This is a genomic window from Chitinophaga filiformis, assembly GCF_021646545.1.
Taxonomy (GTDB): Bacteria; Bacteroidota; Bacteroidia; order Chitinophagales; family Chitinophagaceae; genus Chitinophaga; species Chitinophaga filiformis_A.
In genome coordinates, this window is the sequence record NZ_JAKIRP010000009.1 from 230,174 (window position 1) to 244,552 (window position 14,379).

At 43.7% G+C, this 14,379-nt stretch carries 9 protein-coding genes; 1 reads left to right on the top strand and 8 read right to left on the bottom strand.

All coding sequences use genetic code 11. From position 1 onward, the window contains the following. Positions 1–11: 11 nt before the first annotated feature. From L3C95_RS21350 to L3C95_RS21375, 6 genes are all read right to left on the bottom strand, one after another. On the bottom strand, positions 12–3,071 hold the full coding sequence (locus tag L3C95_RS21350) for a beta-L-arabinofuranosidase domain-containing protein (RefSeq protein WP_236390670.1): 3,060 nt from the start codon (positions 3,069–3,071) through the stop codon (positions 12–14). A 185-nt stretch (positions 3,072–3,256) separates the two neighbouring features. Then, complete coding sequence (locus tag L3C95_RS21355; RefSeq protein ID WP_236390671.1) at positions 3,257–5,551, bottom strand: GH92 family glycosyl hydrolase; 2,295 nt, start codon at positions 5,549–5,551, stop codon at positions 3,257–3,259. Positions 5,552–5,658: 107 nt separating this feature from the next. Continuing rightward, positions 5,659–6,615, bottom strand: a complete 957-nt coding sequence (locus L3C95_RS21360; RefSeq protein ID WP_236390672.1) for a hypothetical protein — start codon at positions 6,613–6,615, stop codon at positions 5,659–5,661. A 53-nt stretch (positions 6,616–6,668) separates the two neighbouring features. Continuing rightward, positions 6,669–7,550 carry a hypothetical protein gene (locus L3C95_RS21365; RefSeq protein WP_236390673.1) on the bottom strand — a complete coding sequence of 294 codons (882 nt, stop codon included), beginning with the start codon at positions 7,548–7,550 and terminating at the stop codon, positions 6,669–6,671. Between the two features lie 150 nt (positions 7,551–7,700). After that, positions 7,701–8,240, bottom strand: coding sequence for an NUDIX hydrolase (locus tag L3C95_RS21370; protein WP_236390674.1), 540 nt, complete (start codon positions 8,238–8,240; stop codon positions 7,701–7,703). A 474-nt stretch (positions 8,241–8,714) separates the two neighbouring features. Next, entirely contained in the window at positions 8,715–9,089 is a 375-nt protein-coding gene (locus tag L3C95_RS21375; RefSeq protein WP_236390675.1) for a hypothetical protein, read from the bottom strand. Between the two features lie 323 nt (positions 9,090–9,412). Between L3C95_RS21375 and L3C95_RS21380 the strand changes: the two genes are divergently transcribed. Continuing rightward, positions 9,413–9,733 carry a cupin domain-containing protein gene (locus tag L3C95_RS21380; RefSeq protein WP_236390676.1) on the top strand — a complete coding sequence of 107 codons (321 nt, stop codon included), beginning with the start codon at positions 9,413–9,415 and terminating at the stop codon, positions 9,731–9,733. A gap of 60 nt (positions 9,734–9,793) precedes the next feature. Here L3C95_RS21380 and L3C95_RS21385 read toward each other — a convergent pair whose 3' ends face one another. Both L3C95_RS21385 and L3C95_RS21390 read right to left on the bottom strand, forming a co-directional pair. After that, on the bottom strand, positions 9,794–13,030 hold the full coding sequence (locus L3C95_RS21385; protein ID WP_236390677.1) for an ankyrin repeat domain-containing protein: 3,237 nt from the start codon (positions 13,028–13,030) through the stop codon (positions 9,794–9,796). A 196-nt stretch (positions 13,031–13,226) separates the two neighbouring features. Continuing rightward, complete coding sequence (locus L3C95_RS21390) at positions 13,227–14,291, bottom strand: alpha/beta hydrolase (RefSeq protein WP_236390678.1); 1,065 nt, start codon at positions 14,289–14,291, stop codon at positions 13,227–13,229. Positions 14,292–14,379 lie beyond the last annotated feature (88 nt).

The following is a 14,379-nucleotide window of genomic DNA, read 5'->3' on the forward strand; positions in this document are numbered from 1 at the left end:
ACATCAAAGGACTATTTTAACTTAACATCCAGGTACACTGAGTGACGTCCGTATGTTTCATAAAATGGTTTAAATACCACATCATCGATCGTAAATTGTAGCTGCTGAGGATCCCCTTTAATCGACTTACCTATATCTTTCGCATCCAGCGTTATCTTACGCCATTCTTTTCTTGCTTCAGGTTCCTGAGCGGCCAGTAATATTGGTCCATAGAAAAGACTGGCTATGTTCTCCTGATCCATCACGGGTTCCAGGTGGAACCGGAAGGGCATTTTTAATTCGATAATGTCGCCATCTTTCCAACTGCGGCTTATTTTAAGATAGCTGCCTGGTTTAGCCGGGAGCGTGTGTTCTTTACCGTTGATCTTTACAAAGAAACCTTTGGTAGCCCAGGCTGGTACCCGCACATTGATATCAAATTCTCCACTACCCTTTATAGTGAGACGTGTATTGTCTTCCTTTGGAAAATTGGTTGTCTGCTCTACTGTTATCTGACGTTCTTTCCATTGCAGCGTTGAGGGTATATAGAGATTGACATAAAGGGCTTTGTCATCCTTGCTTTTAAAGTAAATTGAATTTTGCAGCTTGGTATTACTTTCTATTGCGGTACCATTACAGCATGTGAAGCCTGTCATATCCGGATTGCCAAATTGTTTGATAGACCCTGGCCGGAGTGGTACGTGGTAGGTATTGGCAGGGTTATCTTTGGCTACAGAAGCGAGAATATGGTTATACAACGCGCGCTCGTAATAGTCCATAAACTCTGCCCGCTGGTCATAGAGGAACAGATCACTGGTCAGTTTCAGCATATTGTATGTGGCGCAGGTTTCATTCTGTCCGCCCGAAGAGAAGCCGTTTTCATACAACGTTGCCGGCTGACTGATAAAGCACTCTGCATTGGCAGGATTACGGGCGCCGGCAACGCCTCCGATGCTGTACATATAATCATTGACAGCCTTGTACCAGAAGTTGTCGGCAATTTTGTAATATTCAGGATTATTGGATGCACGGTACATTTCGATGCTTCCCACAATTTGTGGTATATGTTGATTGGCATGCAGACCACGGAAGATATCTACATTTTTGGCCAGCCCATGAGAATGCGCAGTATCGCCAAAGAACACTCTGATATTATCAAACAACTGCGCTGTTTTCAGGTATTTTTGTTCGCCGGTAAGCCGGTACAGACGGGCCATTGCTTCATTCATACCTCCATATTCTCCGGCAATGTAGGTATTCCACATCTTTATGAGTGTATCCTTTGGCAGGCGGCTTAATCGGGCATATACCCAATCACTCATGCCGGTAGCTATTTCAAGGGCCTTTTTATTACCGCTCACTTCATATACGTCCATCAAGCCGGCCAGAATTTTATGTAGGGTATAATACGGCGCCCACACCTGCGTTTTCTGTCCGCCGTACTTAGCTCCATGTTCTAACATGATAAACTGATCCGGAGGGTAAGCGCTGATAAAACCTTTTCCCCAGTTCCAGTAATCGGTACGGATGCCCTCATCGCTCAGATCTGAATCATAATTTGATTTGCCCGGACCATGTGGCACAGCCGACGGATCAGACACATATGTGGCGCCTGCTTCTTTTGGGTTTCCGGACAATTGCGATAACTGGTAGAGAGTGTTTATCATATACTCCATTTTTCCGGAGAAATTGGCCTGAAGTGCTTTGTCATATCCTGTGCTGGCATAGGCTTGTGCAATTGCTGTAAGATAGTGGCCTGTAGCATGCCCCCGCAATTTAGTGTCTTTACTGTCCCAGACATCCAGCGGCTTTGCGTCTTCAGGTTGTTGCTGACCAAAAGCATGACGGAACATGTAGAGAAAGGAGTTAGGATCGGTTGTAGCTAACGTTCTGATAAACTTGTCGCGATTTTCGATGAATTGGGTTGCGTGACCATGAGCGTCGGTTTTTAGAGAAACCTGGCCCAGATCAAACGTTGCCAGCTTTAAATCTGGCGTAGGTGATTTGCCGGTGTTTTTTACTGTGACGAATGCCTTGGGCTGGAAATTCGTTCCCGCAACACGTCCTGTGACGGTATAGCGTCCGGGATTAAGAACAGCGTTGTTGTCGACAGGAGATGGCCACAGTACACGTACTTTGGGGCCTTTTATACCATGCTGGTAAGTTCCCTGGACATAGCCTGGTAATCGGGGCAAATTTCCTACCGCTGTTTCCACTTCCACATCGGATACATGCACTAAATAGGTATTATACAGCTGTGCTTCGGTGGGGGAGAAACGAGGAAGATCATCTTCGCGCTTGCCTGTTGTATTTACAGACCCTTCATTAATGCCTCTCTGGGAGTTGTTATAAATTCCGGCAATCTGTCTGTTGCTGAGGGCTACGCGGTAAATACGGAAATCATGTAGCATGGCATTGAGACAGGGATCTCCCGCTGATAACGACTTCCCTATATAAAGCTGCCTTTTCGCTGCCGGCTGACTGAATACTGCTGTTAGTTCCGACGGTATATCTTTCGTTTGACCAACTGGTTTACTATCGACATAGGTGATCATAGATTTTGAAGGCACATCTATCACGATGGCCAGATGCACCCACTTGTTCATTTCAATAGCCGGGGCAACCGCTCCTTTTTTGTTACTTTTTTCCGCTGTTATCAAGGCCTGGTAACCTTCCTGGGTATTCGTTCCGGCAGGAGCAGCAAAAAAATGTTTGCCGGCATCCTCTCCGAAGTCAAAAAAACGTTGGCCAGGCTGTTTTGAGCGCAGGTATATCCATCCTGATATACTGAGCGATTCCAGGTCTGATAGTGCTTCTCCGGGAATCGTAACAAAGGCGTTGCTGGTGCCCGGGAGTGACAAAACCTTCCCAAAACGGTCGTCACTGACAAATTTGACTTCATCGCCCTGCGATTTGGCGTGCAGATTATTTCGTGACCAGTCTTTAAGATCTCCGTTAAAAACATAACGTGCGATCATTTCCGTTTCCCCGATTCCATCCAGTATCTGGTCTTGTGCCCAGGCGGTGTTTATACCCTCGATTAGAACGGCCATAAACAAGGTGACACGCACGAATACTTTGTATAATTTCATATTTAGCATGATTTTCCTCAGATAACCTTATATCTATCTATTTATACACCACATTTTTAGTGGATAGAGGTGTATCAATCAACGTGTTGAGATAGATAATTAGTTATCTGATAGTTCTCTATGAAACTATGAAGAATCCGTACATGCACATAAGTTTATTTTAGCTGATAATCAAATGATATTAACTAGTTTCCTGTCGGAGGCGTTGTGCTTCCCCATTTTTCATTTGGAACATTTCCCATTTTCATTAGCAGCCTGCCGCCTTTCATCAGTTCATCCCGGTACAGCCAGGCATTGTTAAGCGGCTTTCCGTTAAAGCTGGCTTCCTGTACATAAATATTTTCCTTACTGTTGTTTTGTGTAATGATGCTAAGTGTGCTGCCATTGCCTAGTTGAATGTCTGCCCTGTCAAACAGCGGGCTGCCCAGTTGGATAACGGGCCGCAAGTCGGTCAGTCCTTTGACGTCAAACAGCCCTAACGATGCCATTACATACCAGGAGCCAAGCTGCCCCTGATCTTCGTCCTGCCCATACCCGTAACCATGGATGCTGTCTGTTCCATAGAACTCATTGCAGATGGCGCGGGTCCATTTCTGGGTGAGCCAGGGTTTGCCGGAATAGTTAAACAACCAGCTGGCATGCAGATTGGGCTGGTTACCATGGTTGTAGCTTGCTTTTATGCCAGCAAATGCATCAATTGTTTTTCCTCCTCCGAAACTGTTTTGGCGGGCGGTATTAAAGATGTTGTCCAGCCTTGCGTTAAATTCGTCTTTACCCATTGCGGCGATAAGGCCGGCAGGGTTGTGAGGTACATAAAAAGTGTACTGGACGGCGTTCCCTTCCTGGAAGCCACGCCAGGGCTCTAACGGATCAAATTTGCCAATAAACTTACCATCGGCGGTTTTAGGGCGTATTAGTTTCAGTTCGGGGTCGAAAAGCATTTTCCAGCCATTGGATCTGCCCATAAAAAAATCATAATCGGCCAGTTTTCCCATTGCCTTTGCCATTTGTGCAGTAGCAAAAGCGCTGTAACTGTACTCAAGGGTATGTGATGCTGAGAAACGTGACCCGGTGGAATCTGTTTTATCTTCTTCAAGGAAGGGCGAATAACCATACCTGATAAAAGCTTCTACGTCGAGTTTTCCGGACCCTACTGGTCTGTTTGTCCCTTTGGTTTCGTTTTCCCTGATGGCTTTGTACGCCAGTGCTGTATCGTAGTCGCGAATGCCGCATTGGTAGGCAGCGGCTATTGCCAGTCCGACAAAGTTGGTACCCACGCCAGACGTAAAATGGCCATTTGAGACGCCGTCGGCAAACCAGCCCCGTTTCTGGTAGATGTCGAGTTGCGTGCGGACATAGTTGTTATAATGTTCCGGATAGGCGAGTGCCCAGAGCTGCGTGAGGTTCCAAAATGCGCCCCAGATAGCGTCTGTGTTATACAGATTGGGTTGTCCTATATCGTTAATAATGCCGCGGCCCAGAAGTGCATGATACAGTCCGGTGTAGAACTTTTTTTTATCCTGCGGGTCTTTGCCGTTTACAGACAGCTTGCTCAATTCACGCTGCCAGATCTCTTGTGCGCGTTTTTTAGCCTTGCTGAAGTCAAGGCCCGCAGCTTCGGCTTCCAGGTTTCTCTTCGCGTTTAGCACAGAAGTATAAGAGAGTCCGATTTTCAATTCGACGGTTTCCTGACTTGCCGTGGCGAATTCGAGGAACAGGCCGGCGCCTTTGCCTTTACTTTCAGTTGTATTTTCTTTTGCGCCGCTCATATTGAATGCTCCAACAGATGCCGGCTTCTTACTGATCTCGCCATAGAAATACATGGATATCCTGCCTTGTGGGTCATATTTTCTGATATACGCCGGATAAGTGGTTACAAAGCCTTCAAAATGCGTTTCATCAGTCATGCGTACGGCTGCATCCTGCACCTCGCCACTTTCTCCCTGCTTGTTGCCAATATCAAGTATGATCCTGGATTCTGAAGTGGCGGGAAAGGTATATCTGTGGAAACCTACCCGCTCCGTTGCCGTCAGCTCGGCAGTGATGTTGTAGTCGTCAAGTTTCACTTTGTAGTATCCAGGCTGGGCAACTTCGTTTTTATGGTCAAAAAGGGAGCGATAGCCGTTTTTAAGCCCTTTTTCAGCGTCTGCCAATTCTCCTGGTGTCAACAGTCGCTTGCCTGTTGCGGGCATAACGACCACACCGCCTACCTGCCATTCATGAAAATGGGCAAATCCTTCTATTGATCTGTGTCTTGTATCATAACCTACGGCTTCCCAGCCGCTGGGATTGCCGTAATGCCCGTTTGTGGAAGGAGCCAGTTTTGCCATGCCGTGTGGCAATGCGGCGGGGGTATAAAAGAACCAGCGGCTGTGGGCTGTCCCAATACCAGGATCGGCATATTGCAGCACATTTTCGCGCTGACTTACACACGAACAAAGGAAGGTTGAGACTATTAGAATGTATATATGTTTGTACATTTGTAGTAATTGTATGTACAAACATATGATTTTAGAACTTAAATGTCAAGGTTAAATAGTCGGTTTTTAGTTAGAGCTCGTTGGCGATGTATCATGCATTGACCTTATCAGATTTCGTGACGGAGCCCATCCTCCTTCGCACTATTCTTGTTTTTATCGTTTCTCAGGCTAAATATTTCATTAATTCCTCTTTTGTCACCTAGCCAATCAAAGCACTTTTCGAGGTCTTCTATGATTTCGTGAGTTATGTATTTTAAATACTTTTTTCTGGTTTTCTTAAACTCAAATGAACATACAAACCGACCAAGCCCCTTCCTGGTTTTATAATTTCTGTCGGATTGTATATATGCTTCCATAATATCCTTTACCTCAAATGTTTTAAGTATATGTTCCGGCACTACCTCGTAGCTGGGATAGCCTGTCCAGAATTGATCGGTTTTACCGAATGTTTGAAGTAATGCAATAATCTGCTTTTGCTTGTCCGGAATTTCTAAGTTTAAATCGCTTATGAGTGAAGGATAATAGCTGTCATCCAGGCCGATGATTTGCTCCCAATATTTATTGAAGCACCTGGGGGATATCTCAAGCCATTTCCTTTGTGCAATGCGGTCAGCAGCCTGATTTCTTTTTTGCTCTATTCTATCAGCTAATGGCTGTGTCAGTCCTTCTTCTGCAAGGAACGTCAGTAAGTCGTCGTTTTTTGCAAGTTCAGCATCACCATTCCATTTGTAATAACGGATAGAAACATTGTGATGAAATCCGATGGTCGCTTTAAGGCTATTTTGCTTATAGAGCTCAATAGCATATGTCCCTAAGCACATACAATAAAATCCGGTGCTATTTTCATTAATTTCCATTAATTGGTGAAACATTCGGACTTTATCTGCCTGGTTAATGGTTAACAGTATTTGGTCGGACATTGCTTTGTCATCATAGACGCCCCCGTCTTTGATAATAACCCGGTCTACATCAACAAATAGCTCTTTTAGACCCTCATTCGAAGGTTTCGGAAGCTTGTTGCGTTCTTCTTCTGGTTTTCGATTGGTTAAGTCTAATGGCGGCATAATAGTATGGTGAAATGGTAGTACTTTAATTTAGAGACAAAAATGAGCCAGGTCTAGAACCCTATAAACCAGTCATATCCCTCTATTTTTTCGTATTCTGCTGGCATAACACTTAATCGTCGTAAGACTTTATGATTGTCCCTATCAGGCTCATTGTTGGACACGATTATTTTTCCCGTTTTTTTGCCATTGTCATTTCTCTCATAGTAAATATACTCCACAGTATCAACGGCTTCTCCATTCCACCGGTATTTGTACATTTCTGTTTCGCCGGGGTGCCCGTAACAAATGCCACGGATCATGTGTTCTTTTGGTGAGAATGTTGGATTTATAAAATGAAAACCTTCGGAAAAAGAGCGCATGTCCTGTCTCAGTAAATAAACAATACTAAAGCCTTTCAGACAGCAGCCGTTGGCGCTATATCCGTTTACAACAAAGTCTTTTAAATGGTCCCCATTGACGTCGAGAATTGTATCTCCCATATGTACTACGGTCGCTAGTTCGGATGCAAGCACTTGTTGAAGGCCTTTTCCAGTTTTAAAAAAAATATTGGTGTAAATCGAGCCTCCCGCATATCTTCTGACAACCAGATGCGGGTGTTCTTTTGTGAAAAAAAGGTTGCTGCTTAAATCAACATCCACCTGTCCAGAGCTATCCGGCAGTGTCACAACATATTGCATGCTGAATGTGTCTTTTTGCTTTGCAGCAGCCATTCTTACTGCTTCCTGCAAAACACTATCAAAACGAATGCTATCGGCCCTTTCTAGTGCTGTCAACCTGGCGCTTGATTCCCCTTGTTCTGGCTCTATTTTGGGAATGCTGGTCGTCATGCTGTCAGCTTTAACGGGAACAGACGTTTTGGTTCCGGTGGATTGTCCGCAGGATATGAAGAATACAATAATCCCGATGAAAAAGATGGAGGTAATATATTTCATAAATTTAGGAGCCCTGTTGGGAAATGATTGTTTAGAGCTAACGTGACAAAGATAAGGTTTTTGGGGCTACTTAGTTTCCTGAAAACTATTGTTCTCACCTTCTTGTTACGCTCCCGACGAAAGGGGAGACGCGGGCTATTCCAGTCGCATTCAATTCATCTTATAGAAGTCTGATATGGTTTCATATCTCCAGCCTTGTGAGGGATATATCCTGAATGCACCTCCCCAAACCGTTTGCGGAGAAGAGAATACCTGCTTGATTATCGCACTGGAATTGGGGTAAGGAACTGTTTTTAAACCTTCTGATATCGGGAACCATTTTACATCTTCGATACCTGGACCCAGCTTAAGCTGCCCTTTATCCAATTTCGCGGTATAGTAGCTGAAGATCATGGGATATGTCATATCATTCATATAATAGGTAAATAGCCCTGCCAGTTTCCGCTGTTTAATTTTGATCCCAAGTTTAGCCGCCATGTCATCAAGGAATTCATTTATGGGTTTAACCACGGTACTATCGCCATATCCAGCACCCGGAACTTCCCAGTTACCTTTCCACTTGACCAACAGGAATTCATTGCTGTCATTGGTAATCAATAGCTTAAATCTGTTGATGACTGTGGGTGTCTGTTGTGGCTTTGCAATGGTGCAGGCTAATATGAGGCATGTTGTAAGTACGATTACTTTCATTTTTATGAGTTGGTATCTAAAGGTATGAAGCACTGATCCTTATTCCAAAAAAGTTATTATATATATCCGGCTACTTCCTGCGGTCGGATAACGTTAACGCTGTTACTGACAAAAGAAATTACTTTTAACTGACTTTATAGCTATGTCATGAACAAACGGAAGTTTACTCAGCATTAACCGCCGACAATTTAGCCAAACATAAGCCACAGTTTGAGGCCATGATAAAAGACACCATCAGATATTATAAACTGACCAGGAAAGTGCTTACATGATGTGGAGAGACCTGGGACGTTTGTGCTTCTGGATAAAAAACAGGATCTCGAAAGAAGAAATTTCGATGACTGCTGGTGCGTAATGCAGGATATGTGATGCAGGCATTGAGCGCTGGGTGGGTGATCTTCAGGCTTTACAGTTAGAGCTGAAATAGCAGAACAAGCCTATCAACGTTAGGCTTGTTCTCTTGTATGCAATTCCTTAGTCGCGTACAATTGACGATTCCTTAACAACCTGCCATCTTCCGGACAGATATTCCCAGATGACTGTCAGAAACTTTCTACTCGGTTGCCCATTAAGCTCGAGTTCGCGGGTAATCACCACCATGCCCATATTTTCCTCGCATACAGCGTAATGAAATTCGGTTTTGGTCGAAAGTGGTTCAATGTTCGCATCCTTGTTTCCCTGAACAAAAGCGACGAGTTGTTCCTTGTTCATGGTTTGTACCGCACCATCTTTATCAACATTAGCTATCAGGAATTTGTCTGCATAGATTTCCCTGACATATGGTACATCAAAATGTGTTGCATGATAGATGAGATCTTTGGTTAGTTCAATTAATTCTTGACTGGTCATCTTTTAGTTTTTAAAGTTATTGTTCTGTTTTTTTGTTATTTCTTCAGGAGTATACTAGCAATAATCAACCTCTGGTGGAGGAAGTTGTTAACGTTAATGAACAGACGGAGAATTGCAATACCTATGCCTGCAATTAAACGGTTGTTAATCAGGTGTTTGTTGGCTTATTGCACTTTCGTTTTCACTGTATTTCGCTAACAATTAAGTTAGACCGCGAAATGAAGTGTCCAGTAGCAGCTGGTAGCAGATAGCAGGAGCCGGGGAACAAATTGGCGGTTAATCAGCCACATTTTATTAACTTATAGCACTAAAAGGAATTCAACATGATAAATTTAGATGAGATCACCGCCAAAGAGATTATACCCGGTTTTTCTGCAAAATTCGTTCACACGCCTTCTATGACACTGAGTTACTGGGATGTAAAAAAAGGGGCGGTGCTTCCGAATCACAAGCATGTTCATGAGCAGGTAACACAGGTAGAAGAGGGGCAATTTGAATTGACCGTTGGCGGCGAAACGAAGGTGTACACGAAAGGGATGGTAGCGCTTATACCTTCGTGGGTAGAGCATAGCGGCGTGGCGCTCACGGACTGTAAGATATTTGATATTTTCACTCCGGTGAGGGAGGATTATAAGGAGATGTGACCCTGGCCATTCCGGGACGGTGGTAGGCGTTTTAGATGAGCGACCTGCGGAGACATCGGATTACTTGTTTGCTTTTAAAAATTTAGCGATTTCTTGTCGTTCTTCTTCAAATAGGTCCGCCAACTCTTCCGTTTTAGTCAATTCCTGGTATATCTTGTAAATATATACCATGTAAATTTTTTGCATTTTCTCATCCACATCTTCAAAATTTATCATCAAACTTTGCGATAACTCAAGAAGTGAGGAAGGAACGTCGAGAAATTCATGATAGTTTTCCTCTATCCAAAGTTCACTATATTCCTGCATTCCATTTCCAAAAGTATGATATGTATGATCTTCAATGACCAGTTCCATAGAAGATTCAGTTCTTGACTTCTCCCCAGGACTATTCTTCGCCAATTTTAGATTTTGTTTGTGCAGCTCTTCCACAACCGCTCCTATCACACTCAGGGAATCATGTAAGTCCTGTACACTGCCTCCATTTTCCAAAATAGTCACAATTTTGCTGGCAGATTCAATCATCCATGTGCCGCATGTATATCCGTCCTCCTGCAAGTCGTCAGATAGGTCAACGATGTTGTCAACTCTGGTATAAACACCAGTCATTCGAAGCATGAGTTTAATTAACGCTATCTTCTTTTCATCTTGTCCCATCGAGTCGAAGAAATACACCATCGGGGCTGACCTGCGATCCGGGTTTTGCCTGATAACCAATGTAGCCCAGTGAGCATTATTGAAGTTAATTGGAACCACTGTATTTTCTTCCACTGCACCACTGTCCATTTGATGAAGATAGTTACTGCGGATGACTTCAGCCAGGACATCCGGATTATCCGTGATGTTGACGGCCGGTATAATATGTGTGTTGGGCAGAGTTGCATTATTAAGCCCTGCTTCCACTTCGGCATCAGTCAGCCAATCTTCGTCAAGATCGGTGAAACGAGCATATTTCGCCCAATCCCTGGGTAACTGTATTTTTTTCTTTCTCGTTTGTTTATTCTGTACGCCCACAAGCAAATTAATAACCTCTTCGTTCTTCTCCCCAGTGCCATGTAACTCCAGCGCAAGCGCCAGGGCCGTGCGACCTTGATCATCTTCTCCATCAAGATTTACGCCGATAGACAATAACAGTTCGATCAATGCGACACTGTTTGAAATAACTGCCAAATGCAATAGATCGGCGCCTTGTATCTCGGGTGAACGAAGTAGTTCGATCAAAGCAATTCTGAGCTTCAGTTTATCAATGGTTCCTATTGTTTGCAGGGCATCTTTGTCTCCGAGAAGCCCGTTTTTCAGTATATTGACAACCGCTTCATCGGGCTTGTGACCGTCTTCCCCCGATAAGATCTTTAGCACTGTTGCACCAAAGTCGGACCCGCTTATAACCTCAATTTCATCATGGAACGGATTGTCACTACCGGGTATCGTACCTTCCACGAAATTGATATATAGTTCCATAATCCATGCAGCAATCTGTTGTGGAGATAACTCGCCAAGTTCTTCCCCGTGTCTTGATATCAGGTTGGCAAAAAGATTATATAAGCGAATAGGTCCCATGCTGAAAAGTCTTTCCCGATGAAGTTCCCTTTTGTCTTCATCAATATGGACGGGGCGTACCTGCGTCCATAGTTTTTCAATCTCTTTCTGTACCCCAAAAAGCAAGTTTTCCGTTTTATTGTGCCCGGCGCTGTGTGAATACATACTTTTACCGACAGACTTACTACTTTTAATGCTTCCGCGTTCGCTGGGCCTATCCTCACTTTCCTCAACGGAAGCAGTTTTGTGTCCGTTGTATTCAGTAAGTTCCTTTGTGATTTCCAGATCATTTTCTGTGTCCTGTATTTGCTCCGCAATTTCAAATTCGTTCAATTGTTGGTAGTCGTCGCTGTCCCTCCTTCTTCTCCACCGGTATCGCGCCCGATCGTAAACATGGACCAGTTCACCTGTGTCTGTTTCTCTTACAGAGGAAAATACATTTAGGAAATTGTACTTTTTATTAGTTTGCCCCATGGTGGATCCACGAGCTATATTATTGAGGTGAAGAATGGTATCCAGCTGGGTGAACTCTAGTCGTATATTCTCAATACCCATCGTCAGGGCGAAAAACTCAAGTAAAATAGATTCGAAGCGATGAATGATATCTTGATCTATTTTATATTCCTGAATGGTAGCATATACTTCGTTTCCCCTACCACTCAGAATGGCCAACATAGCTGCTGCCAGAATCTGAGTTCCCCGTTCTGTCTGGGTTTCCTGGCTGGAAGCTTCCAGCAAGTGGGCACCCAGATCTGCTGCAAGCTGGTGTAGCGACAGTGCAATGGCGGGCCAGGACCTTCCGGGACCGCCTTCTGCATCCTTAAGTTGGCGACCGCGAAACTGGATTTCTGTACTTTGGGCCTCATCCCATATTCCAAATTCAATGTTGTACACAGTTGGCTTTTGTTTACCTCCACTACTTTTGGCATTCTTGAATTCATGAGCGAAACTTAGCCAATCTTCCATCCCAACAATAGAGACATTATTAAAGGAATTCGGGAATTTCTTTTCTTTTCGATACGCGTCAGTTTGCTTATACTTCCCAATTTCTTTAATGACAGATAATGCAATTTTGCTAAACGTTTCGTTGGGGGCTAATTCCGAAATGTATTCATCCAGTAAGTCATTCAAGGCTGTTATGACAGAGATAATACGATCGAATTCTAATTTTCCTTCCGGCGTCTCGTCTTCCTCGCTGCTATAGTACCGGTCGTCGCTATCACTTGATGATCTGGAATCGTCTACCTCATAATTCAGCCATTCACGTTGCTGATGGGCTGCTGTGGCGAATCGGATAGCTTTTACACTGTTTGCTTCTTCGAGTTCCCTGTAATACTTCCCGTATTCACTCTCGTTCTGGAGGTTTAGCTGGTTTGGAGGTTCTATGTTTAATTCGTCTCTAAGAAAAGTTATAATGTCTGATTCCTCAATGTCATAATTCCCTATATCTTGTGCATAAGATATTATGGTTTTAATTTTACTCTCCCATTTTTTTTTCGCCAGAGAATCCCATGGTTCTTTTCTTTGAATGACGGCTGCGGTGTTAATAGTAATAGCTGCCGGGCTTGTTTGCGCAATGTTGTCTTCCGGCTCTTCCGGCTCAATTGTTTTTTTCTGGTATGGATGAACGGCAGGCCTGGAGGCGCCTGATGAAGTAAGGCCGGATGAAGCGATAGGAGTAGTGATTTTGACGGGTTGTGGAGCTTTATCTTTAGAGGGCATCGCAGGGAGTTTGAGGGTTTCAAGCTGTTGTAATTGCAATATACTTACTTTAATTAAGGTATCATTGCGCTTTTGTTACTCTTTTTATCCTTAAGTCCCTTTTTTAGTCAGATGTTGCGGATGTTAAATATCCCTTTTCCTTAGCCCATGAACGCTAAAACGCTATGTTTGCGGAATCAAGTCTATAAGTTATTTTATAAGATGGATTTAATCCTGTAACAAGTTCCGGAAAATCTTACTTAAATGATAAATTTTCCGAAAAGAAGCCCAACATTTTCTTTCCAATCCTTTCGGCGACACGGTTAATATGATCGCCTTCATAAATTTCAAAGGAATGTTTGATGTCATATTTGTTTAACTCGCTGTCCAACGTTTTAATGCTTTCTGCAATATTGGCATCTCTTGTTCCTGCGTCAAATCCGATGGCGGTTAGTTTTTTGATGTTGAAGATGTACTGATCCAGATTATTCAGTGGCCTGTTGGCGTCCCATTTTTGCAAAACAGTGGGCTGCAGTTTTCCATCCTTTACCGGCAGGTCAAGATAAAAAGGAGGATTCGTGGGATTGGGTGACCAGGCCGCTGCTGAAGCAAAGAGTGCTTTGGTAAAGAAATCGGCTTTCTGCACTTCTGCTGTTGTTTTAATGCTATCTGCACGCAGGAAGGGTGGTGGTATGGTTTCCATAGACATTGGAGAAGAATTCAGGCAGCAGGGGCTTAGCAAATACACCGTTGAAAATACATCGGGATTCTTTTCGCCGATCCGCAACGCACCATAGCCACCCATAGAGTGACCGCACAAACCGCGACTTTCTTTTTTCGCGATGGTGCGGTAATGACTATCGACATACGCAACCAGTTCTTTCGCAACAAAATCTTCCCAGTTACCCGTTGTGATAGAATTCGAATACATACTTCCCTGGAAAAGTGTATAAGCATCCGGTGTAACTACGATCATTTCATGGGCCGCATCAGCCGTAAAAGCGGTGTCAAGAATTGGCGGCAATACCATCCAGTGCTTTGTAAACCCATAAAATTTTGCATCATCGTCTGTATAGCCATGGAGGAAATAAACTACGGGATAACGCTTTGCAGGGTTAGTCTGATAGCTCGGAGGCAGATATACTGACACATAACGATTGGTACTGTCGCCACTGAGATTTCCTTCCAGCAATTGAGCGTGAACCTTTATTCGCTTAACAACGCCTTTTGAAATCTGTTTTTGCTGGCCACATGCTGTTACTGAGAACAGCATCAATGAGAAGATGAAAACAGCCGTGAAATGAAACGTATATTTTTTCATTGACAGTAATTTTATAACCGTTGCTTTAAGATAAGTGAAAAGGCCGATAATTTTCAAATTGCATACTTTTGAGATAGATAATAATGAC